Genomic DNA, 22,180 nt, shown 5'->3' with positions numbered 1-22,180 from the left:
AAGATGAGATAATAAACATAACAAATATATAACGTAATTAAATAGCCAATTATTAATCAAGAAACTCAGCAGTCATCGGTTCAACTAACCATTTGGGTTCTCATGCCTTAATAAAAGCTACCGTTGCGCAAAACATAATGGTATTTTATGCTCGTTCTGTAAAAGCCATATGATTCCATCATAAAAATCAAGGCAGTATCATTTACCTTCAGAACAACATCATTATTTCGCCTTAGCTTACGATATTAAATGTGTCACCAATCTTATATTTATTTGATACGGAGTTCTCATGAAAAAGATTGTTCAATTACTGACTGCGATTGCTGTCGTAGGTGCGCTGACAGGCTGCGCGCGTACAACCAGCATTCATAATATTACCACTCCGGTCAGTGCGGGCCATTCTCAGGCGCAGGTTCGTGCTGCGATTCTGAAAGCGGGTCAACAACGCCAGTGGATCATGACCGATGCAGGCCCTGGCGTAATCAAAGGACGCCTGCAAAGTCGCGACCATGTTGCAGAAATTCGCGTTAACTACTCGGCAAGCAGCTATTCAATTAACTACGAAAATAGCCTGAACCTGAAAGCCTCAGACGGTAAAATTCATAAGAATTACAACCGCTGGGTTAACAACCTCGACAAAGATATTCAGCTGAATTTGTCCACAGGCGCTGCGCTTTAATTATCATTCTGCCTAAAGTCGGACCGGGAACGGTCCGATAATCAATGTGCTCTTAATTAAGGTTATGCACACCATGTATGAACAGGATCCCTTCAGCGCGCTGGAAGCGATAGCTGAAGCGCAGCGTATTGCTTTTGCCCCAATGTTATTTCAGACCGCGGTCTGTTTGCGGAGATTTGGACTGCTGGAATTTCTGGATAAACAAGGAAAGCGGGGCGCCACTCTCGATGAAGTTGTCGAAGGTTGCGAGGCAGATGAGTATGCCGCCAGCGTGTTGCTCGACATGGCACTTAGCGGGCGAATTATCACCCAGAGTGAAGATCGTTTTTATATCGCGAAGGTTGGACATTTCCTGCTTCATGATCCGATGACGCGCGTGAATATGGATTTTTCCCAGGACGTTTGCTATCAGGGACTTTATTTCCTTGAAGACGCCTTAAGACACGGAAAACCCGCAGGGCTGCGCGTATTTGGCGAGTGGCCAACGATTTATCCGGCTTTATCGCAATTACCAAACCCGGCCCGGGATAGCTGGTTCGCTTTTGATCATTATTATTCCGATGCGGCATTTACAGCGGCGCTGCCACATATATTCGCCAGCCAGCCTGTAAGGCTGTACGATGTTGGCGGCAATACCGGGAAATGGGCGATGACTTGCTGCAAATATGATGCAAATGTCACAGTAACCTTATTAGATTTGCCTGAACAAATTGCACTGGCACAGAAAAATGTTGATGCCGCAGGCCTTTCCGCACGGATTCATTTCCATCCGGTCGATATGCTTAGCGAAGCACCACTACCCAGTGAAGCTGATATCTGGTGGATGAGTCAATTCCTGGATTGCTTTTCTCCCGAACAGATTGTTGGGATGTTAAATAAAATAGCTGGCGTCATGAAGCCGGGTGCCAGACTGTGTATCATGGAACTGTTCTGGGATGCGCAAAAATTTGATGCTGCCGCATTCAGCCTGAATGCAACCTCGCTGTATTTCACCTGTATGGCGAACGGTAACAGCCGTTTTTACAGTGCAGAGAATTTTCTGCGCTATCTGGAAATGGCCGGATTCAGCATTGAAAAACGCCTCGATAATCTCGGGGTTGGGCATACGTTATTGATATGTCATAAAAAATAAGACAGAGCGGCAACTGTGCCGCCGTGATGCCTGACGGGCATCAATGGAAAAACCGTTTTTCGCGGATACGCGTTGATGAAATTTGCACTGAATATTACGGATTGGCTGGCCAGAGCACCGGGTTTGAGCGAAACAACACAGTGGCAACAATGGTCGCTGAGTGGTGGCGCCATCGATCCTGCACTACCGCAGGCGAAACTGGCCGCGCTGCCGATGATGACCGCGCGCCGCCTCAGTTCTGGCAGTCGTCTGGCTGTCGAATGCGGTATGACGCTAATGCGCCAGCATGCGGTGGATGCCGTCGTGTTTAGCAGCCGTCACGGTGAACTGGAACGCAACTATCGCATCCTGCAAGCGCTGGCGAGCGGACTGGATATCTCTCCTACCGATTTTGCCATGTCAGTGCATAACTCCGCAGTGGGTAATCTCACCATCGCCATGGAACAGCCAATTGTTTCATCCTCCGTTTCAGCCGGGCTCGACACTTTCCAGCAGGGGCTGTGTGAAACGATTTGCTTCCTGCAGGCTGGCTATAAACGCGTGTTGATGGTGGATTTCGACGGCAATCTGCCGGCATTTTATCATCCAGAATTGCCTCCGGATATGCCCACCTGGGCCTATGCCGTTGCACTGGTTATCGAAGCAGGCGATGCCTTTCAGTGCGTCAGCGAAGTGGCAGAAGGGAATAGCGAACCCCGATTGCCGCAAAGCGTGCAGTTTTTGCAGCATTATCTGCGTAATGAATCTGCTTTCAGCATTGCTGGCGAGCGTCTTAACTGGCGCTGGAGCCGCGCATGAGCCGTCTCAACTGGCTGTGGCGCTTACTCATGACCGGGCTGTGCTTTGCGCTGTTCGGCATCGGTGGTCTGCTGCTGTCGTTAGTCTGGTTTAATCTGCTGATCGTCGTTGTGCGTAACAAAGCAAAGCGGCGTATGTTGGCGCGCCGCAGCATTGCCGCCAGTTTCCGCCTGTTTTTAAACACTGCAAAGTTTACTGGCGCGCTGGATTATCGTATTGAGGGAATTGAAGCCCTGCGCAGCGAACGCGGTTGTCTGGTCATTGCGAATCACCCGACATTGATCGATTACGTTTTACTGGCCTCTGTGATGCCGGAAACTGACTGCCTGGTCAAAAGCGCGCTGCTCAACAACCCCTTCGTTAGCGGTGTCATTAAGGCAGCGGATTATTTGATCAACAGCCAGGCAGACACACTGTTGTCCGCCTGCGAACAACGTCTTCGACAAGGCGAAACCATATTAATTTTCCCGGAAGGCACGCGTACACGGCCCGGCGAAAAAATGACACTGCAACGTGGCGCCGCAAACATCGCCGTGCGCTGCGGTTGTGATTTACGCATCGTGGTTATCCACTGTAGTGAACATCTGCTGGACAAACACAGCCGATGGTATGACGTCCCACCACGCAAGCCGCTCTTTACCGTTAAAATGCGGGAACGCGTGGCAATAAAACAATTTTATGATGCGGAATCGCAAGAACCGGCGCTGGCGGCAAGACAGCTTAACCGGCATCTTCTGCGTCAATTAACATCAGGTTTTGCACTTTTTTAGGAACGGATGATGCAACAGCTCTATCTTGAAATTAAAAATCTTATTATCAGCACATTGAATCTGGATGAACTCAGCGCCGATGACATCGAAACCGAGAGCGCGCTCTTCGGCGATGGGCTGGGACTGGACTCCATCGATGCGCTCGAACTGGGTCTGGCGATCAAAAATCAATACGCGGTGGTACTTTCAGCGGAAAGCGAAGAGATGCGCCAGCATTTCTACTCTGTCGCCACGCTGGCATCTTTTATTCAGTCCCAACGCGCATAAAACGGATTCGCTATGACCGAGAAAAACGAAATTTATCAGGAAGTTTCTGCACTTCTTATCAAGCTGTTTGAAATCGACCCGCAGGATATCTCTCCCGAGGCCCGTCTGTACGAAGATCTGGAGCTCGACAGCATTGATGCCGTCGACATGATTGTGCATCTACAGAAAAAGACCGGTAAGAAAATCAAACCGGAAGAGTTCAAAGCCGTGCGCACCGTACAGGATGTTGTCGATGCCGTAGAACGTCTTCTGCGCGAAGAATAAGCCACCGTGTCTGGATCTCGTCTGGAAACGGGACTGAAGCTGATCGCCGCGTTATTGATGCTCTGCTGGCCCTTTGTGGTCTGGTTCGGCCTTGCGCATAACAGTCTGCACTGGTTGCTCCCTTTGATGGCCGTCATGCTGCTTTTCCGTTTGCGGCAAGCCCGACAAGCACTGGCGCCGATGCGCTTTGTTACGCGCAGCGTGGCGCTGACCGGTATCGCGTTGTGCGCAACAAGCTGGCTGCTAAAAACGCATCAGCTCTTGCTCTATTACCCGGTGACCGTCAGCCTCATCATGTTGCTGGTATTTGGCTGTTCACTGTGGAGCAACATGCCGCTGGTTGAACGCCTGGCGCGCCTGCGTACACCTGATCTGCCTGAGTCAGCCGTACGCTATACCCGCCGCGTCACGCAGGTCTGGTGTGTTTTTTTCATGGTAAATGGCGGGATCGCGCTGTTTACGGCGCAGTATGGCGATATGCGTCTGTGGACGCTCTGGAATGGCATGATCTCCTACCTGCTGATGGGGTTACTGATGGCAGGTGAATGGCTGATACGCCGCCAGTTGATTAAACGAGAGATGCAATGAAGACTCTTCCCTTCACCGCCTGGCTAAGCTATTCGCGGGCCAATGACACGCCTGTCGCCTGGCTTGGCGACAGGACGTGGACGCTGGAAGACCTGCGCCACGATGTCGCTCAGCTTATGGTATGGCTACAGAAGCACGATGAGGAACGCTGGGCGCTGTGCTTTGAAAACAGCTACCTGTTTATCGTTGCGCTACTGGGCACGCTGCATGCCGGAAAAATCCCGGTGATCCCCGGACACTGCCGGGAATCGCTGCTGGCTGAGCAAAAATCACTCTTTCAGGGCGTCCTGAGCGATCACGCTTTACGCTGGGATGGCCCACATTCGGTGGTGAAGGCAAACACGATACACACAGCGCAAACATACGCATTTCCGCCACTTCGTGAAGGGGCATTTATCGAGCTGTTTACTTCAGGCTCGACCGGACAACCGCGCCGTGTCATCAAACCTGTAGCCTGCCTCGATCGCGAAGCGACGATCCTGGCCGCGCGTTTTGGTGACAAGCTGGCGGGCTGTCGTGTCGTCGCGTCGGTCGTGCCACAACATTTATACGGGCTGACATTCCGCATCTTCCTGCCCATGTCGCTCGGGCTGCAGCTACATGCCGCAATGCTCTATTACGCCGAGCAATTGGCCGCGCTGGAAAGCCATCATCGCTATGCGTTTATCAGCAGTCCCGCCTTCTTAAAACGCCTTGATCCCAGGCTAACGCCGCCGCCGGTAACCATCATTCTCTCGGCTGGCGGCATGCTGCCATGGTCAGATGTTCAGGAGACCGCCGCCTGGTGCGGTATTCAACCGGACGAGATTTATGGCAGCACGGAAACGGGAATTCTGGCCTGGCGGCACCGCCAGCAGGATATGATCCCGTGGCAACCTTTCCCGGGCGTCACGATTGTGCCGGAAGGCGACGCATTTCGCGCGCATTCACCGATTATTCACGAACCGGACGGTCTGTTGCTTGACGATATCCTGATCCTCGATGGCAGCGGGACGTTCCACATCGCCGGGCGTCGTGGGCGCGTCGTTAAAATCGAAGAAAAGCGCATCTCACTCAGCGAAATAGAAAAACGTGTACTTGCGCTTGAGGGGATTCGGGAAGCGGCAGCACTTCCCATCTCCCGTGGCGGGCGTCAGGGCGTTGGAGTGCTACTGGTGCTGGAAGAAGAAGCACGCCGCCAGTGGCTTAATTGCGACAGCAAAGCAATGGAACTCGCCTGGCGAAGGGCGCTGATTCCGTGGCTGGAGCCGGTGGCAGTGCCGCGCTACTGGCGCATCCTGGAGGAAATTCCCGTCAACAGTATGAACAAGCGTGTTTATGCGCAACTACAGGAGTTATTTCATGAAACCTCATGAAGTTGAACGCCGCCAGGTGTCGCCCGCTCACGCAGAAATCGACATCCAACTGGAGAAGGATCTGTTCTGGTTCCGCGGTCATTTCGCGGTTCAGCCGCTGCTACCCGGCGTGGCACAGCTCGACTGGGTGATGCATTATGTGGCGCTGATGCTCGCGCCCGGCTACCGTTTCCACAGTATTCAAAACGTCAAATTTCAGGCACCGCTACTGCCGGGAAATAGAGTCACGCTGATACTCGACTGGCAGGAACAGAAGCAGCAACTGAGCTTTAGCTACCAGCGCCATGTGGGCGAAGAACGCCATACCTGTAGCAGCGGGAAGATTCGCTTATGTCAGTGACATTTAACCCGTGTGTGGTCATTCCTTGCTATAACCACGGCGCAATGATGGCGCGTGTGATTGAACGCCTGCAACCGACAGGTCTGCACTACTTTATCGTCGATGACGGTAGCGATGACACGACACGTCAGGTACTGGAAACGCTGGCCAAAGAGCATGAAACACTGACTCTGACGCGTCTGGCGCAAAACGCCGGTAAAGGCGAGGCGGTGATTCGTGGTTTACAACACGCTGCCCGCGCGGGTTTTACCCACGCTATCCAGGTGGATGCCGACGGGCAGCATGCGATTGAAGACATTCCCAAACTGCTGGAGCTGGCCAGACAGCACCCGCAAGCGCTGATTTCCGGCCAGCCTATTTATGATGACTCCATTCCCCGTTCGCGGCGTTATGGCCGTTGGGTCACGCACGTGTGGGTATGGATAGAAACGCTGTCTTTGCAATTGAAAGACAGCATGTGCGGTTTTCGCGTCTACCCCATCGCCTCAACACTACATCTTGCGGAACGCGTTACGCTGGGCAAGCGTATGGATTTCGACACTGAAGTGATGGTTCGCCTCTACTGGCAGGGAACGCCCAGCTACTTTGTCCCGACACGCGTGACTTATCCGCAGGACGGACTCTCTCATTTTGACGCGCTTAAAGACAATGTCTGCATTTCGCTGATGCATACCCGACTCTTCTTCGGCATGCTGCCGCGCATTCCTTCGTTACTGTTTCGCCGCTCCGGTTCGCACTGGGCTCAGCAGCAGGAGAGGAAAGGATTATGGGGAATGCGCTTTATGCTGCTGGTCTGGAGAGTACTTGGACGACGCGCATTCTCACTGTTGCTCTATCCGGTTGTTGCCGTCTATTGGATTAGCGCGGGTAACGCACGTCGGTCATCGCAGCTCTGGCTGGCGCGCGTATCCACCACCCTGGCGCTGCGTGGACTAACAGCACCAGCAAAACTCAGCAGCTATCGCCACTTTCTGCGTTTTGCCGAAGCCATGCTGGATAAAGTGGCAGGCTGGCGCGGCGAGCTCCAGTTAGGTCGCGACGTTGAATTTGCACCCGGCACTGAAGCAGCGATGGAGCTGGACGATAACAAAGGCAAGCTGTTGCTGGCGTCACATTTGGGCGACGTCGAAGCCTGTCGTGCGTTGGCGCAGCTACATAACAGCAAAGTGATCAATGCGCTGGTGTTCCATGAGAACGCACAACGCTTTAAACAGATCATGCAGGAGATGGCTCCCGAAGCCGGAGTGCACCTGATCCCGGTAACGCATATCGGCCCGGACACCGCCATGCTGCTGAAAGATAAGCTCGATAAAGGCGAATGGGTGGCTATTGTCGGCGATCGTATTGCCGTTAATCCACAGCGCGGTGGCGACTGGCGGGTATGCTGGAGCACTTTTATGGGCCACGCCGCACCCTTCCCACAGGGGCCGTTTATTCTGGCGGCGGCGCTGCGTTGCCCTGTGCTGTTAATGTTTGCCCTGCGTCAGAACGGCAAATTACGTCTGCATTGCGAACACTTTGCCGATCCACTGCCCATGCCACGCGCAACCCGGCAAGCGGCGCTGCGTGCTGCCGTCGATAACTATGCTTCACGCCTTGAGCACTACGCCCTGCAATCACCACTCGACTGGTTTAACTTTTTTGATTTCTGGCGGTTGCCCGACCACGTACCGCAAGCCATGGATAAGGAGTAAAGGTGTTAAACGATCCCCGTTTTACCGCCGAGGTTACGCTGAGCGTTCCCTTTCATGACGTCGATATGATGGGCGTTGTGTGGCATGGAAACTATTTTCGTTACTTTGAAATAGCGCGCGAGGCGCTACTGAATCAATTTGATTACGGCTACCGCCAGATGAAAGCCTCGGGCTATTTGTGGCCGGTCGTGGATACGCGGGTGAAATACCGCGATGTACTGACATTTGAACAGCATTTCCGCGTGCGCGCCCGAATCGAAGAGTTCGAAAACCGCCTGAAAATCGCTTACGAAATCTTCGACGCCGCCAGCGGCAAACGCACCACCACCGGTTACACCATTCAGGTGGCGGTTGAGGAGAAAAGCAGGGAAATGTGCTTTGTCAGCCCGGCCATTCTGTTTGAACGTATGGGAGTAACACCATGAAATACTGGCCTCTGCTGGTGCTGTTTTTCGCCCCATTCGGCAATGCAGTGACGCTGGAGGAGTTGCAGCAGCGCTTTACCCAGCAACCCGTAGTACGTGCGCATTTTACCCAAACCCGAACCATCAAAGATCTGCCGCAGCCGTTGCGATCGCAGGGCGAGATGCTGATCGCCCGGGAGCAGGGATTATTATGGGATCAAACCACGCCGTTCCCGATGGCGCTGATGCTGGATGACTCGCGGATGGTGCAAATCATTAACGGTCAGCCACCACAGGTGATCACCGCGCAGAACAATCCGCAAATGTTCCAGTTTAACCATCTTCTGCGGGCGCTGTTTCAGGCCGATCGCAGGGTACTTGAGCAGAACTTCCGCATCGATTTTAAAGATGCAGGGACAGGTCGCTGGACATTGAAGCTGACGCCGATCACCACGCCGCTGGATAAAATTTTCGCCTCCATCGACCTGGCCGGGGAGCAGTATCTCGACAGCATTCGCCTGAATGATAAACAGGGCGATCTCACCGATATCGCTTTCTCCCAACACCGACTCACGCCCACGACGCTGACCGATGACGAACGCCAACGTTTTGCCACACACTAACTCCCCGCGCCCGGCACTGCTCTGGAGTGCCGTATGTCTGGTTCTGCTGGGCATATTGCTGGTACTGCTTCCCAAAGCGCGAATGAACAGCAGCGTGCTGGCAATGCTACCAACACAGACTATGGGCGCGCTGCCCACGGCATTGAATGACGGTTTTATGCAGCGCCTCGATAAACAGCTGGTCTGGCTGGTCAGCCCCGGTAAACAAGCCAGCCCCGAAGCGGCGCAATACTGGCTGGCGCTGTTGCGTCAATCGCAGGCCGTTAATCATCTGAAAGGCGCGATGGATGCAGAGAGTCAGCAAGCGTGGGGAGCATTTTTTTGGCAGCACCGTAACGCGTTGCTCGACAGCGCAACCCGCGCACGTCTACAAAACGGCGGCGAGGCGCAGGCGCAATGGGTGCTGACTCAGCTCTACTCGGCCTTTTCCGGTGTATCAGGTAAAGAGCTACAAAACGATCCGTTGATGTTGATGCGCGGTGCGCAATTGGCAATGGCGCAAAATACGCAGCGACTGCGGCTGATGGATGGGTGGTTAGTCACACAGGACAATGAAGGCAATTACTGGTATCTGCTCCATGGCGAGCTGGCAGGCTCCTCCTTTGATATGCAGCAAACGCACCAGTTTGTGACCACGCTCGGCTCGCTGGAAAAGCGGTTGAAGACGCACTTCCCGCAGGCGCAACTGCTGTCTCGCGGCACCGTATTCTATAGCGATTACGCAAGCCAGCAGGCAAAACGCGATATTTCGACGCTGGGGATCGCGACGATCGTCGGCGTAATGCTGCTGATTGTTGCCGTATTCCGATCTCTGCGCCCACTGATGTTATGCCTGATTTCTATCGCTATTGGCGCGCTGGCAGGAACGGTAGTCACGCTGCTGATATTCGGTGAGTTGCACCTGATGACGCTGGTGATGAGCATGAGCATCATCGGTATCTCTGCGGATTATACGCTCTACTATCTGACCGAACGCATGGTGCACGGCGCAGACGCATCGCCATGGCAAAGTCTTGCCAAAGTGCGCAATGCGCTGTTGCTGGCGCTGGTAACGACAGTTGTGGCGTATCTGATCATGATGTTGGCGCCGTTCCCTGGCATTCGCCAGATGGCAATTTTCGCCGCCACCGGTCTTAGCGCCTCCTGCCTGACCGTTATTTTCTGGCACCCCTGGCTGTGCCGTGGTTTGCCGGTGCGCCCCGTTCCGGCAATGACCTTGTTACTGCGCTGGCTGGCCGCCTGGCGGCGCAATAAAAAACTGTCAGTGGGATTACCGGTGCTGCTCGCGCTGCTCTCGCTTGCCGGGCTGGCGACATTGCGTATCAATGACGATATCAGCCAGTTGCAGGCATTGCCGCAGGATATTCTTACCCAGGAGAAGGCCATTACTTCGCTGACCGGACAGAGCGTCGACCAGAAATGGTTTGTCATCTACGGCCAGACGCCTCAGCAAACGCTGGAACGGCTGGAGTCCTTTATTCCGCAACTGGAACATGCCCGGGAGAAGGGGACAATTTCAGGTTTTCGTTACGTTCCCGTCAATTCGCTTGCGCGCCAGCAACAGGATCTAAGGTTACTCAAAAATGCGACCCCTACCGTTGCACAAACCTTGCAGAATGCTGGATTGCAGGCGGTTACACCCGATCTCAGCCCAATGACGGTCACGGTCGAGGAGTGGCTGGCCAGTCCGGCCAGTGAAGGCTGGCGTTTGCTATGGCTGACCCTGCCTGACGGGCAAAGCGGCGTACTGGTTCCCGTTGATGGCGTAAAAGACAGCGCAGCGCTAAGCACATTGGCAGAGGCGAAAGCGGGCATCGCATGGGTGGATCGGAAAAGTGCTTTCGATACGCTTTTCGCGTTCTACCGTCTGGTCCTTACCGGGCTGCTCTTTGTCGCGCTGGCGGTGATTGCGGCCGGTGCAGTACTCCGCCTGGGCGGGAAAAAAGGGCTTATCAGCCTGGTGCCCTCAATTCTGTCGCTCGGATGTGGGCTGGCCGCGTTGTCGCTCAGTGGCCATTCGCTCAACCTGTTCTCCCTGCTGGCGTTGGTACTGGTGCTGGGGATTGGAATTAACTACACGCTATTTTTTAGTAATCCTCGCGGCACGCCACTCACATCCCTGCTGGCGATCGCGCTGGCGATGGCCACGACACTTCTCACTCTGGGTATGCTGGTCTTCAGCGCTACTCAGGCGATTAGCAGTTTCGGTATTGTGCTGGTAAGCGGCATCTTTACCGCCTTTTTGCTTTCACCGCTCGCAATGCCGGGTAAAAAAGAGAGAAAACGATGATCCGCACCCTCTGGACTGGCGTGGCACTGGCCACTGCCCTGCTGCTCACCGGATGCAGTCACACAACGCGCTCCTCCGACAGCGCCCGCCCGCAAGCATGGCTGGAACCGGGCACACGTATTACCTTGCCTGCGCCGGGCATTACTCCGGCGGTCAATTCCCAGCAGCTACTCACCGGCAGCTTTAACGGGCAAACACAGTCCCTGCTGGTGATGATGACTGCAGACGATAAAAAAATTACGCTTGCCGGGCTCTCTTCCGTGGGCATTCGTCTGTTTCTCGTGACGTATGACGAGCGTGGCATTCATACCGAGCAATCCATCGTCGTACCGCAATTACCACCGGCAAACCAGGTCCTGGCCGACGTGATGATCAGCCACTGGCCTATCGCTGTCTGGCAGCAGCAGCTGCCAAAAGGCTGGACGCTAACTGACACAGGTGACAAACGCGAGCTGCGCAATGCGCGCGGGAAGCTGGTGACGGAAATCACTTATTTACAGCGCAAAGGCAAGCGCGAACCGATTAGCATTGAGCAGCATGTTTTTAAATACCACATCACCATTCAATATCTGGGTGACTGAGATGATCTACATTTCCGCCATCGGCATGATTAATGCGCTGGGCCACACGTGTGATGACATTGCTGCCAACATGAGCCGTGGCGTTGCGCCGGGGATGATCCCCCGTAAAGGCTGGTTACAGGGCTATGAAGAAGTGATGCTCGGCGGTGTGGATGCCGCACTTCCGTCGATTCCTGAGACGTGGCAGGCGCATCGCAGCCGCAACAACCAGCTTTTACTGGCCGCACTGGAGCAGATCCAACCGACAGTGGATGAGGCGATTTCCCGCTATGGTCGCGATCGCGTGGCCGTCGTATTGGGCACCAGCACATCGGGTCTCGACGAAGGGGATAAACACGTTCATTACCTGCATAACGGCGAAGAGAGTCTGGCATGGCGCTACCCGCAGCAGGAACTTGGCGATCCTTCGCGCTTTTTAAGCCACTGGCTGGCGCTCAATGGCCCGGCATTTACCGTTTCCACCGCCTGTTCATCCAGCGCCAGAGCAATCATTAATGGTCAGCGCCTGATTAATGCGGGACTTGCTGATGTCGCCATCGTTGGCGGCGCGGATACACTCAGCCGGATGCCGGTCAATGGCTTTAACAGTCTTGAATCTTTCTCCCCGACATTATGCCAGCCGTTTGGCCGCGACCGTTGCGGCATCACCATTGGTGAAGCCGCTGCGCTGATGGTATTAACCCGCGAACCGCAGGCGCTGGCGCTGCTTGGCTGTGGGGAGTCCAGTGACGCCTGGCATATTTCTGCGCCACATCCGCAAGGAGAAGGCGCGATCCGCGCAATAAATATGGCGCTAGCCCAAGCCAGCCTGACGCCAGACGACGTGGGTTATATCAATCTGCATGGCACTGCCACGATCCTTAACGATCAAATTGAATCGCAGGTTGTACATACGCTGTTTGGCAACCGTACACCTTGCAGTTCCACCAAACATCTAACCGGCCATACCCTTGGCGCGGCCGGTGTCACCGAAGCGGCGCTAAGCGCACTGATTCTGCTGCGCGATCTTCCATTGCCACCACAGAATTTCAGCCAGTCTCCGCGAGATACAACCTTACCGAAGTGCGGCCTGCTGAGCCAACCACAGCCACTTTCGCGCCCGGTGATTTTATCTAACTCCTTCGCCTTCGGCGGAAACAATGCCAGCATTTTGCTAGGGAGAGTGCCATGAGCCTTTACCTTACCCCGGGTGCCTATTTACCTCACGACGCACCAATGATCCTGCTAGCTGAGGTTATTGCCGTCGAAGCTGATAGCGCCCACTGCCGCGTGGCCGTCGATAAAAATGGCGTTCTTGCGCCGTTTATTGATGCCGCAGGCAACTTGCCTGGCTGGTATGCGCTGGAACTGATGGCGCAAACTATTGGCGTCTGGTCGGGTTGGCATCGCCAGCAACGCGGTGCGGAAAACATTGCTCTCGGTATGGTGCTGGGAGCGAGAGAATTAACTTGTGCGACGGGCTCATTTCCTGCGAATGCCGTGCTGGATATCCACGTCAGATTGCTGATGCAGGATGAACGTTTCGGCAGCTTCGACTGTACCATTCAGGCACAGGCCGCCACGCTGGCTTCGGGCCGGGTCAATACCTTCCAGCCGACAAAGGAAGAGTTAACGTCACTTTTTACTCAAGGGAAAACGGCATGAATCGTTCTGTATTGGTCACCGGCGCCAGCAAAGGCATCGGCCGCGCCATCGCCCAACAACTTGCCGCAGATGGCTTTACGATTGGCGTGCATTATCATCGCGATGAACAAGGTGCGCAGCAAACGCTGCACGCGATTGAACAGGCTGGAGGAAGCGCGCGACTGCTCAGCTTCGATGTGGGCAACCGCGAGCAATGCCGTGACGTGCTGGAGAGCGAAATTGCCCGCTACGGCGCGTGGTACGGAGTGGTCAGCAATGCCGGAATCGCACGCGATGCAGCCTTTCCGGCGCTGAGCGAAGAGGACTGGGATGCGGTCATCCATACCAATCTCGACAGTTTTTACAATGTGATTCAGCCCTGCATCATGCCGATGATTGGCGCCCGCAATGGCGGACGTATTATTACGCTTTCGTCGGTCTCCGGCGTGATGGGCAACCGTGGCCAGGTCAACTACAGTGCGGCAAAAGCAGGGATCATTGGCGCAACCAAGGCGCTGGCGATTGAACTGGCGAAACGCAAAATCACTGTCAACTGCATTGCGCCGGGCCTGATTGATACCGGGATGATCGACATGGAAGAGGCGGCGCTGAAAGAAGCGATGAGCATGATTCCCATGAAGCGTATGGGCCAGACGCAAGAAGTCGCCGGACTGGCCAGTTATTTAATGTCCGATATTGCGGGGTATGTCACCCGTCAGGTGATTTCCATTAATGGGGGGATGCTATGACGCGTCGCGTAGTCATTACCGGTATGGGCGGCGTCACCGCCTTTGGTCAGAGCTGGCAGGATGTCGCGAAGCGCTTACTGGCTTATGAGAATGCCGTACGAAAAATGCCGGAATGGCAGATTTACGATGGGCTGCATACCCTGCTGGGGGCGCCGATTGACGACTTCGTTCTGCCGGATCATTACACCCGCAAACGCATCCGTGCGATGGGCCGTGTATCCCTGCTCTCCACGCGCGCCAGCGAGCTGGCACTGGAGCAGGCCGGGTTAATCGACGACCCGGTGCTGACCAATGGCAGTACCGGTATTGCTTATGGCTCATCGACCGGTAGCACAGGCCCGGTGAGTGAGTTTGCGACAATGCTGACGGAAAAGCACACCAACAACATTACGGGCACCACCTATGTGCAAATGATGCCGCACACCACCGCCGTCAATACTGGTCTGTTCTTCGGCTTGCGCGGTCGGGTTATTCCCACGTCCAGCGCCTGCACTTCAGGCAGCCAGGCAATAGGTTACGCCTGGGAAGCCATTCGCCACGGTTATCAGGATGTGATGGTCGCAGGCGGTGCGGAAGAGCTATGTCCGTCGGAAGCCGCCGTGTTTGATACGCTATTTGCCACCAGCCAGCGCAATGATGAGCCGAAAACCACGCCGTCGCCTTTTGATACCCGCCGTGATGGCCTGGTGATTGGTGAAGGTGCAGGCACCCTGATTCTGGAGGAGCTGGAACATGCGAAGGCGCGCGGTGCCACCATCTATGGCGAAATCGTCGGCTTTGCCACCAACTGCGATGCCGCACACATCACCCAACCCCAGCGGGAAACCATGCAAATCTGCATGGAACAGGCACTCAAAATCGCCGGACTTAGCGCGCAGGATATTGGCTATATTTCCGCACACGGTACGGCTACCGATCGGGGTGATATCGCTGAAAGCCAGGCCACTGCGGCCATCTTCGGTAACACAGTGCCGATCTCCTCATTAAAAAGTTACTTCGGCCATACGCTGGGTGCCTGCGGTGCCCTGGAAGCCTGGATGAGCCTGCAAATGATGCGTGAAGGCTGGTTTGCGCCGACGTTAAACCTGAATACGCCAGATGAAAATTGCGGCGAACTGGATTATATCCGTGGGGAAGCAAGGCATATTGATTGTGAATTCCTGCAGAGCAATAACTTTGCGTTTGGCGGGATAAACACGTCAATCATCATCAAACGCTGGGCGTAACAATGTATCGTGTTGCGCTGGGTACGATCTCTGAACTGTGCGCGGGTACGATCCCGCCCGCGTTACAATTGCAAGCACCGACAGGCACTCGCCACAACAGCTGGCTTGCCGGGCGAATTTTGCTGAGCCGTGTGATCTCCCCGCTGCCGGAGATAATCTATGGCGAACAGGGAAAGCCGGGGTTTCCCGCCGATTTTCCCTTCTGGTTTAGCCTGAGCCACAGCGGTGATCACATTGCCCTGCTGGTTAGCGATGAAGGGGAAGTCGGCTGCGATATTGAAGTGATTCGTCCTCGCAGCAACTGGCGTAGCCTGGCGAATGCCGTTTTTAGCCAGGCGGAACACCGTGAAATCGAACAGGAGCATCCGGAACAACAACTGGATGCTTTCTGGCGCATCTGGACACGAAAGGAAGCCATCATCAAACAACGCGGTGGCAGCGCCTGGGATATTGTAAGCGTTGATAGCTGTCACCCCCGGAATCTGCATCTGAGCCATTATCAAGGTCAGGAACTGAGCTTTGCCGTCTGCACGACCACACCTTTTACGATCTCTGCCGACCAGATCGAGCGCGCCCGGGCAGAAAAATAACCAGCACACCGGCGACAATCAGCAGCACGCCAAGCCCGCCGCGCAGAGAGAAGGGTTCATGCCAGCCGGGCAACCAGATGGCGGCGGCCCACACCAGAATGTAACTCACGCTGAGCAGGGCATAAGCTTTGCTCAGCGGCAAACGGTGCAGCGCAAAATACCAGCACCCCATCGACGCCAGGTAGCCGCACAGCCCGGCAATCAGCGCCAGCGTTCCTTTCTGCGGCTGAAGCAGTACCCATACAAACTCCCACGAAAGGCTCGCCGGCGGCAGTGAAATCATCGCGTAACGCAGCAGCAACTGCGCGATGCTGACCAGCAGCACGCTTGCCAGCGCCCATACCATGCCCCTCATCGCGTACTCCCCAGCAGCACAATACCGGCAATGATCAACGCAACTCCCACCGCATGACGCGCGGTAACTCGCTCATGCCAGATAAACCGCGCGGCCAGCGTAACCCAGACAAAATTGAGGCTCAGCATCGGATACGCCACGCCGACCGGAATACGCTGGAGCACCAGCAGCCACAGCGCCATACCGGCGCCCAGCGATGCCAGCGCCAGCCCCAGCCACAGACCGAGATGCCTGCCACGATGCCCTGGCGGCGCGGGGCGTGTCGCCTGTTTCTGGCACAATTGCCCTACGCAGCTCAACAGGCTGGCGAGGAGGAGCCAGATCCAGCTTGTCATTGTGGATAGTACTGAATAAAGACCATACGCCCCTGCACATAGACGTTATCAGGTTTCGGGATCGGCAAACGGGTGAAATCATCCGGTTTAGACTGGTGCAATACCAGCGATATCACGCCTTGCTGACGATGTTGTGCCAGCCAGTCAGTAAAACCATCCTCACTGACAAAGCGGCCCTGCCCGTCAGGATACGCCATCCCGTAGGTAAGCTCACCCTCAGTACCGAAGAGAATAATATCTTTGCGCTTCAGCTCCCACGCCAGACCAGCGGCAACCCCGACGTTATCGGCCAGCACATAGCGGCTGGGGGTCAGCGAGTCGTTGACGAAGTTAATTAAAAATTGCGGCTGTTTGGAATCCATCACTTTGTCCGGGATAACAATGCCCACCAGCAGTGCAACCCCCAGCGGACACAGCGCGGCGTACGACCAGCGCTCGTGACTGGCGCGCAACGTAAACAGCCCGACCAGCAACCAGCAGAAAAAGGCAAATGCTGCCAGCGCCGCTTTATAGACTTCGATCGGCATCCATACCGGGTGCTTCAAAAAGCCCCACGGCGACACCACCAGCGCGGCAACCGTACCGATCAAACCAAAAGCAATGTTGATCCAGGCGTTAATGCGCAGCGCCCGGCCATGCTCTTTGGCTACCGCCACCGCATAGCGCGCCATCAGGATCGCCAGGGGTCCGAAACACGGCAGAATATAGGTCGGCAATTTCCCCTTCGCGATGCTGAAGAAAATCAGCGGCATCACCACCCAACCCAGCAGATAGAAAGCTTCGCGCAGCCCCTCTTTACGCGCCAGCCAGCCCGTTTTCAGCGCGCCAGGTAACAGCGCGAGCCACGGCAGCGAACCGGCAACCAGAAACGGAATGTAATACCAGAACGGTGCTTTGTGCTGCGCGTCCTGCTGGGCAAAACGCTGAATATGCTCCACCCAGAAGAAGTAGCGCCAGAAATCCGGCTCGCGGGCAGCAATCGCCAGCCCCCAGGGCAGCACAGTCACAACGCAGCAGATCACCGCCAGCCAGCCCCAGAGCAACACCTCTTTCCAGCGTTTCTGCACAATCACCCACGGCAGAACACCGATCACCGGCACCGCCAGCGCGAGGAACCCTTTGGTCATCACCCCCATGCCGCAGGCAACGCCCAGCAGTACATAACCGCCAAACTTACCGCGCAGCGTGGAAGCCTGCGACGCAAGCCAGAAGCTGAACATCGCCAGCATCATCCACAGCGTGATCATCGGGTCGAGCACCGCATAAGTGCCAATGCCGTAAACCAAAAACGCCGTCAGGAATATCACGCCGGAGAGCACTGCAATCCGTTTGTCGCGCCACATCTTCCATGCCAGCCCGCCAACCAGCAGCCCCGACAGCGCAATCGAGAAGATGGCACCGAAACGCACCGCGAAGTTATTGTGACCAAACAGCCACTGGCCAATATTGTTGATCCAGTAACCGGCAATTGGTTTTTCGAAATAGCGCAGGCCGAGGAAATGCGGCACTACCCAGTCGCCGCTGTGCAGCATCTCCCGGCTGATTTCCGCATAGCGGGTTTCATCAGGCTGCCAGAGCAAACGATATTCAATGGGAATGAGATAGTAGAGGGCAAATAGCGCGAACAGCGCCAGCGTAAAATAACGGGATTTCATGACCCTGAACTCAACAGTTGTTGGCAACCCAGCCAGCCTTCCCGGCCGACCACTTCTCCGCGCACGACTTTGCCCACCGGCAACGTGGCAACATCATCCGGCAATAGCTGGCTCAACGGGCAAAAGACGATTTGCTCGCGGGTCGCCATTGTCAGTAATTCATCAAATCCATCCGCGCCGATGATCCCTTCCACTTCAGCATGAATGGTATAAACCGGCGTCCCGTTATCACTGTGGATACAGTCGAGAATATAACGATTGTATTCAGCGGCGCTCACCGTGGTGCCGACCACTTCATCCCAGGTCGGCAAGGTCACCGGGATCTGCGGAGCAGCACAGGTGTTGGCCGTCAGTTGCGGGCGAAACGGCTGCGTACCGCGACAATCGCTGTTATAACGGAAGTCGAACGCAGACTTCGCTTTCACTATCCGCTGATCGGCGCGCCAGCCCGCGACGGCCGAACAGGTCACCGAACGACCAATAATCACTTCCAGCGCCAGCAGGCCGCGTTCGATCTCCGCCTCTAAACGCTTTTGATCCCATACGCCGCTCCAGCGCTGCCAGCCGTGGTGATCCCAGGCGTGCAGCCCGACTTCGTGGCCCTGCGCGGTCTGGCGAATAATCTCCGCATTCCCTTCGCCAATTAACCGTCCCGGCCAGGCCGTTCCGGCCAGCAGAATATCCCAGCCGTAGAGCGATGCCGCGCGCGAGCGCAGCATCTTCCACAGAAACTTCGGCTTAAGCAGGCGCCAGATATGGCGCCCCATGTTGTCCGGCCCGACGCTAAAGAAAAAGCTCGCCTGAATATGGTGCTTTTTTAACAGCTCCAGCAGGCGCGGTACGCCATCACGCGTGCCGCGAAAGGTATCGACATCAATGCGTAAGCCGACATATTTCATGCTTATTTCTCATCCGTCAGTTCGACAGTACGCAGGAAGAAATCCAGCGTCTCATCAATGGTCTGGCGCATATCGACGGTCGGCTCCCAGTGCAGGCAGCGTTTAGCGTTACGGATGCTCGGTTTGCGGTGCTCGACATCCTGGTAACCTTTGCCGTAATAGCTGCTGCTTTCCACTTCGCGGAAACCGGCGAACGGCGGGAAACGATCGCGCAGCGGGTGTTTCTCAAAGCTCGCCAGCAGCATTTCAGCCAGCTCTTTGATGCTCGCTTCGTTATCCGGGTTACCGATGTTGATGATCTCGCCGTCGCAGCGACCATCTTTGTTTTCGATAATGCGGAACAGCGCTTCAATACCGTCGCTGATATCGGTGAAGCAGCGTTTTTGTTTACCGCCTTCGATCAGTTTGATCGGCGAACCTTCCACCAGGTTGAGGATCAGCTGGGTGATAGCGCGGGAGCTACCGATGCGCGCGGCGTTCAGGTTATCCAGGCGCGGCCCCATCCAGTTAAACGGACGGAACAGGGTGAATTTCAGACCGTGCTTGTCGCCATATGCCCAGATCACGCGGTCGAGCAGTTGCTTCGATACCGAGTAAATCCAGCGCTGTTTGTTGATCGGGCCGACCACCAGGTTCGAATTGTCTTCGTCGAAATTCTTGTCGGTACACATGCCGTACACTTCCGACGTCGACGGGAAAATGATGCGTTTATTGTATTTCACGCAGTCACGGATGATTTTCAGGTTCTCTTCGAAATCCAGCTCGAACACGCGCAGCGGATTGCGGGTGTATTCGATCGGCGTGGCGATCGCCACCAGCGGCAGCACCACGTCGCATTTTTTGATGTGATACTCGATCCACTCGGAGTGAATGCTGATATCGCCTTCAACGAAGTGGAAGCGCGGGCTGCCGAGGAAACGGCTGATCGCATCCGATCCGATATCCAGGCCGTAGATCTCGTAATTGTCATCACGCAGCAGACGTTCGGTCAGATGGTTGCCGATAAAGCCGTTCACACCAAGGATCAGCACGCGGGTACGGCGTTTAACCGCCACCACCGGTTTGCTGGTCAGCAATGCGCCAGCGACCAGCCCCAGCGACTGCGCCAGTTGCGCGCCCTGCATATAAACGCCGTTGTCGGCCTGGCCGGTCAAAATTTCCAGCGCGCCTTCACCACAGGCGACAACCAGCGGCGCAACAGACAACACGGTACCTGCGCGGGCCGGGCTGAGATCGGTACGTACGCGGGATTTCCAGACGATAAATTTATGAGTACCGGCAAAGCTGTAAGCGCCCGGCCACGGATCGGAAACAGCACGCACCAGGTTTTGCAGCGTCTGCGCCGGTTTTTCCCAGTCAAGACGGCCATCTTCCGGCGTGCGGCGACCAACATAGCTGGCTTTGCTTTCGTCCTGCGCGGTTTCGCTAAAGCGCTGCGCTTTGATGTCGGGCAGCACGCTGCTCAGCATCGCTTTTGCCGCCTCGGAGAGCTTACGGTGCAGCGAGAGGGCTTCATCATTTTCTTCAATCGCCACGCGCTGCTGCGCGATAATCGCGCCCGCATCGGCCCGCGCGACCATGCGATGCAGGGTGACGCCGGTTTCCGTTTCACCATTCACCAGCACCCAGTTTAGCGGCGCGCGGCCACGGTAAGCCGGCAGCAGAGAGCCATGCAGGTTGAACGCGCCAAAACGCGCAGTGTTGAGGATGTTTCCGCACAGCAAGTTGCGGTAGTAGAACGAGAAGATCACATCCGCGTTGAGGTCGCGAATACGGTCCACCCACAGCGGGTGGTTAACATCCTCCGGTGCGTAGACCGGAATGCCGCGCTCAGCGGCAATGCGTGCCACGGAGCCAAAAAAGTGGTTTTCGTTCGCGTTGTCAGGGTGAGTAAAAATCGCCGCAATCTCAAATCCGGCATCCAGTAACGCCTGTGTACCAACACATCCCATATCGTGGTAAGCAAAAACTACGGCTTTCATTGTTTTTTTTCCTCTTGCGAATCATCAGATTCTTGACGGACAACACGTTGAATAAAGTAGCGGGGACGAGCGCGCACATCGTTGTAGATACGGCCGATATACTCCCCAAGCAGCCCCATGCCGATAAACTGCGCGCCGATAAAGGTGAACAGGATGGCGAAGAGCATGAACACCCCTTCCCCCGCCCACTGCGGGCCAAACGCCAGACGCAGCACCACCAGCAGTACCGCCAGCGAGAAGCCCGCCAGGGCAATCACGCTGCCGAAGACGCTCAGCAAGCGCAGCGGCGTGGTGGTCAGGCAGGTCACCAGGTCGTACATCAGATTGATCAGTCGCATGAAGCTGTATTTCGAATCACCGAACTCACGTTCGGCGTGCTGCACCGGGATCTCAACCGCCCGGCGGGCAAAGGTGTTGGCGAGGATTGGGATAAAGGTGCTGCGCTCGTGGCAATGCAACATGGCATCGACAATATGGCGGCGGTAAGCGCGCAGCATGCAGCCGTAGTCGCCCATTGCTTTACCGGTAGTGCGCTGGATCAGGCGGTTGATGGTGCGTGACGCCATTTTGCGGAACAGGCTGTCCTGGCGGTGCTGGCGCACGGTGCCGACCACGTCATAACCTTCATTGGCTTTCGCCACCAGACGCGGGATCTCTTCCGGCGGGTTTTGCAGATCGGCATCCAGCGTGATGATCAGATCGCCGGTGACATGGCTGAAACCGGCCATGATCGCCGAATGCTGGCCGTAATTGCGGTTCAGTAACACAGCAACAACACGGCTGCCTGGCTCTTCAGCCGCAGCGGTTAACATCTGCGCGGAGTCGTCGCTGCTGCCGTCATCGACCAGCAGAATTTCGTAATCAACGCCCAGCAGGTTGCAGCTCGCCGTAGTGCGGCGAATCAGTTCCGGCAGGCTCTCTTGCTCGTTGTAAACCGGGATAACCACGGAAACTTTTTCGACAAGGGGTAAGGTAAACATA

The 22,180-nt window shown here is 55.6% G+C and carries 25 protein-coding genes; 19 read left to right on the top strand and 6 right to left on the bottom strand.

The features are described 5' to 3' along the window. Positions 1–289: 289 nt before the first annotated feature. The 19 genes from Y71_RS01405 (at position 290) to acpT (ending at position 15,973) form a co-directional block, all read left to right on the top strand. Positions 290–679, top strand: coding sequence for a hypothetical protein (locus Y71_RS01405; RefSeq protein WP_007369679.1), 390 nt, complete (start codon positions 290–292; stop codon positions 677–679). Between the two features lie 73 nt (positions 680–752). Next, positions 753–1,811 (top strand): methyltransferase, encoded by a 1,059-nt coding sequence (locus tag Y71_RS01400; protein ID WP_007369678.1) that lies wholly within the window; start codon positions 753–755, stop codon positions 1,809–1,811. Between the two features lie 75 nt (positions 1,812–1,886). After that, a complete protein-coding gene (locus Y71_RS01395) occupies positions 1,887–2,609 on the top strand; it encodes a beta-ketoacyl synthase chain length factor (RefSeq protein ID WP_007369677.1) in 723 nt (240 codons plus the stop codon). Next, positions 2,606–3,379 (top strand): lysophospholipid acyltransferase family protein, encoded by a 774-nt coding sequence (locus Y71_RS01390; protein WP_007369676.1) that lies wholly within the window; start codon positions 2,606–2,608, stop codon positions 3,377–3,379. Before Y71_RS01395 ends, Y71_RS01390 begins: the two co-directional genes overlap by 4 nt. A 9-nt stretch (positions 3,380–3,388) precedes the next feature. Beyond that, complete coding sequence (locus tag Y71_RS01385) at positions 3,389–3,646, top strand: phosphopantetheine-binding protein (protein ID WP_007369675.1); 258 nt, start codon at positions 3,389–3,391, stop codon at positions 3,644–3,646. 12 nt (positions 3,647–3,658) lie between these two features. Continuing rightward, on the top strand, positions 3,659–3,910 hold the full coding sequence (locus Y71_RS01380; protein ID WP_007369674.1) for an acyl carrier protein: 252 nt from the start codon (positions 3,659–3,661) through the stop codon (positions 3,908–3,910). A gap of 6 nt (positions 3,911–3,916) precedes the next feature. Next, the gene (locus tag Y71_RS01375) at positions 3,917–4,498 is read left to right on the top strand and encodes a COG4648 family protein (protein WP_007369673.1); all 582 of its coding nucleotides are present in this window, start codon (positions 3,917–3,919) and stop codon (positions 4,496–4,498) included. Beyond that, positions 4,495–5,853, top strand: coding sequence for an AMP-binding protein (locus Y71_RS01370; protein ID WP_007369672.1), 1,359 nt, complete (start codon positions 4,495–4,497; stop codon positions 5,851–5,853). The genes Y71_RS01375 and Y71_RS01370 overlap by 4 nt, the downstream gene beginning before the upstream one ends. Beyond that, the gene (locus tag Y71_RS01365) at positions 5,840–6,193 is read left to right on the top strand and encodes an ApeI family dehydratase (protein ID WP_007369671.1); all 354 of its coding nucleotides are present in this window, start codon (positions 5,840–5,842) and stop codon (positions 6,191–6,193) included. The genes Y71_RS01370 and Y71_RS01365 overlap by 14 nt, the downstream gene beginning before the upstream one ends. Further along, positions 6,184–7,887, top strand: a complete 1,704-nt coding sequence (locus Y71_RS01360) for a glycosyltransferase family 2 protein (RefSeq protein ID WP_007369670.1) — start codon at positions 6,184–6,186, stop codon at positions 7,885–7,887. Before Y71_RS01365 ends, Y71_RS01360 begins: the two co-directional genes overlap by 10 nt. Before the next feature lie 2 nt (positions 7,888–7,889). Then, the gene (locus tag Y71_RS01355) at positions 7,890–8,312 is read left to right on the top strand and encodes an acyl-CoA thioesterase (RefSeq protein WP_007369669.1); all 423 of its coding nucleotides are present in this window, start codon (positions 7,890–7,892) and stop codon (positions 8,310–8,312) included. Further along, complete coding sequence (locus Y71_RS01350; RefSeq protein WP_007369668.1) at positions 8,309–8,914, top strand: outer membrane lipoprotein carrier protein LolA; 606 nt, start codon at positions 8,309–8,311, stop codon at positions 8,912–8,914. Before Y71_RS01355 ends, Y71_RS01350 begins: the two co-directional genes overlap by 4 nt. Next, on the top strand, positions 8,883–11,204 hold the full coding sequence (locus tag Y71_RS01345) for an MMPL family transporter (RefSeq protein ID WP_035941987.1): 2,322 nt from the start codon (positions 8,883–8,885) through the stop codon (positions 11,202–11,204). The genes Y71_RS01350 and Y71_RS01345 overlap by 32 nt, the downstream gene beginning before the upstream one ends. Next, positions 11,201–11,785: a DUF3261 domain-containing protein gene (locus tag Y71_RS01340; RefSeq protein ID WP_007369666.1), complete on the top strand. Its 585-nt coding sequence runs from the start codon at positions 11,201–11,203 to the stop codon at positions 11,783–11,785. The genes Y71_RS01345 and Y71_RS01340 overlap by 4 nt, the downstream gene beginning before the upstream one ends. 1 nt (position 11,786) lies before the next feature. Further along, complete coding sequence (locus tag Y71_RS01335) at positions 11,787–12,956, top strand: beta-ketoacyl-[acyl-carrier-protein] synthase family protein (protein ID WP_007369665.1); 1,170 nt, start codon at positions 11,787–11,789, stop codon at positions 12,954–12,956. Continuing rightward, positions 12,953–13,429: a hotdog family protein gene (locus tag Y71_RS01330; protein ID WP_007369664.1), complete on the top strand. Its 477-nt coding sequence runs from the start codon at positions 12,953–12,955 to the stop codon at positions 13,427–13,429. Before Y71_RS01335 ends, Y71_RS01330 begins: the two co-directional genes overlap by 4 nt. Beyond that, positions 13,426–14,157: a 3-ketoacyl-ACP reductase FabG2 gene (locus Y71_RS01325; protein WP_007369663.1), complete on the top strand. Its 732-nt coding sequence runs from the start codon at positions 13,426–13,428 to the stop codon at positions 14,155–14,157. The genes Y71_RS01330 and Y71_RS01325 overlap by 4 nt, the downstream gene beginning before the upstream one ends. Continuing rightward, positions 14,154–15,383: a beta-ketoacyl-ACP synthase gene (locus tag Y71_RS01320; protein WP_007369662.1), complete on the top strand. Its 1,230-nt coding sequence runs from the start codon at positions 14,154–14,156 to the stop codon at positions 15,381–15,383. Before Y71_RS01325 ends, Y71_RS01320 begins: the two co-directional genes overlap by 4 nt. Positions 15,384–15,385: 2 nt before the next feature. Then, positions 15,386–15,973, top strand: coding sequence for a 4'-phosphopantetheinyl transferase AcpT (acpT, locus tag Y71_RS01315; protein ID WP_007369661.1), 588 nt, complete (start codon positions 15,386–15,388; stop codon positions 15,971–15,973). On the opposite strand, the gene arnF is transcribed toward acpT, so the two are convergent. Genes arnF through arnC form a run of 6 tightly spaced genes read right to left on the bottom strand, consistent with a single transcriptional unit; the run spans position 15,927 to position 22,179 of the window. Next, a complete protein-coding gene (arnF, locus tag Y71_RS01310) occupies positions 15,927–16,328 on the bottom strand; it encodes a 4-amino-4-deoxy-L-arabinose-phosphoundecaprenol flippase subunit ArnF (protein ID WP_035941984.1) in 402 nt (133 codons plus the stop codon). The genes acpT and arnF overlap by 47 nt on opposite strands. Beyond that, complete coding sequence (gene arnE, locus Y71_RS01305) at positions 16,325–16,663, bottom strand: 4-amino-4-deoxy-L-arabinose-phosphoundecaprenol flippase subunit ArnE (protein ID WP_007369659.1); 339 nt, start codon at positions 16,661–16,663, stop codon at positions 16,325–16,327. The genes arnF and arnE overlap by 4 nt, the downstream gene beginning before the upstream one ends. Continuing rightward, positions 16,660–18,318 carry a lipid IV(A) 4-amino-4-deoxy-L-arabinosyltransferase gene (arnT, locus tag Y71_RS01300; RefSeq protein ID WP_007369658.1) on the bottom strand — a complete coding sequence of 553 codons (1,659 nt, stop codon included), beginning with the start codon at positions 18,316–18,318 and terminating at the stop codon, positions 16,660–16,662. Before arnT ends, arnE begins: the two co-directional genes overlap by 4 nt. Next, on the bottom strand, positions 18,315–19,217 hold the full coding sequence (gene arnD / locus Y71_RS01295) for a 4-deoxy-4-formamido-L-arabinose-phosphoundecaprenol deformylase (RefSeq protein ID WP_007369657.1): 903 nt from the start codon (positions 19,215–19,217) through the stop codon (positions 18,315–18,317). The genes arnT and arnD overlap by 4 nt, the downstream gene beginning before the upstream one ends. 2 nt (positions 19,218–19,219) lie before the next feature. Then, the gene (gene arnA, locus Y71_RS01290) at positions 19,220–21,199 is read right to left on the bottom strand and encodes a bifunctional UDP-4-amino-4-deoxy-L-arabinose formyltransferase/UDP-glucuronic acid oxidase ArnA (RefSeq protein ID WP_007369656.1); all 1,980 of its coding nucleotides are present in this window, start codon (positions 21,197–21,199) and stop codon (positions 19,220–19,222) included. Beyond that, positions 21,196–22,179, bottom strand: a complete 984-nt coding sequence (gene arnC / locus Y71_RS01285) for an undecaprenyl-phosphate 4-deoxy-4-formamido-L-arabinose transferase (RefSeq protein WP_007369655.1) — start codon at positions 22,177–22,179, stop codon at positions 21,196–21,198. Before arnC ends, arnA begins: the two co-directional genes overlap by 4 nt. Position 22,180 lies beyond the last annotated feature (1 nt).

It is taken from the genome of Kosakonia radicincitans DSM 16656 (assembly GCF_000280495.2).
Classification (GTDB): domain Bacteria; phylum Pseudomonadota; class Gammaproteobacteria; order Enterobacterales; family Enterobacteriaceae; genus Kosakonia; species Kosakonia radicincitans.
The sequence above is the reverse complement of the archived record's forward strand: the minus strand, read 5'-3'. Positions and strand labels throughout refer to the sequence as shown.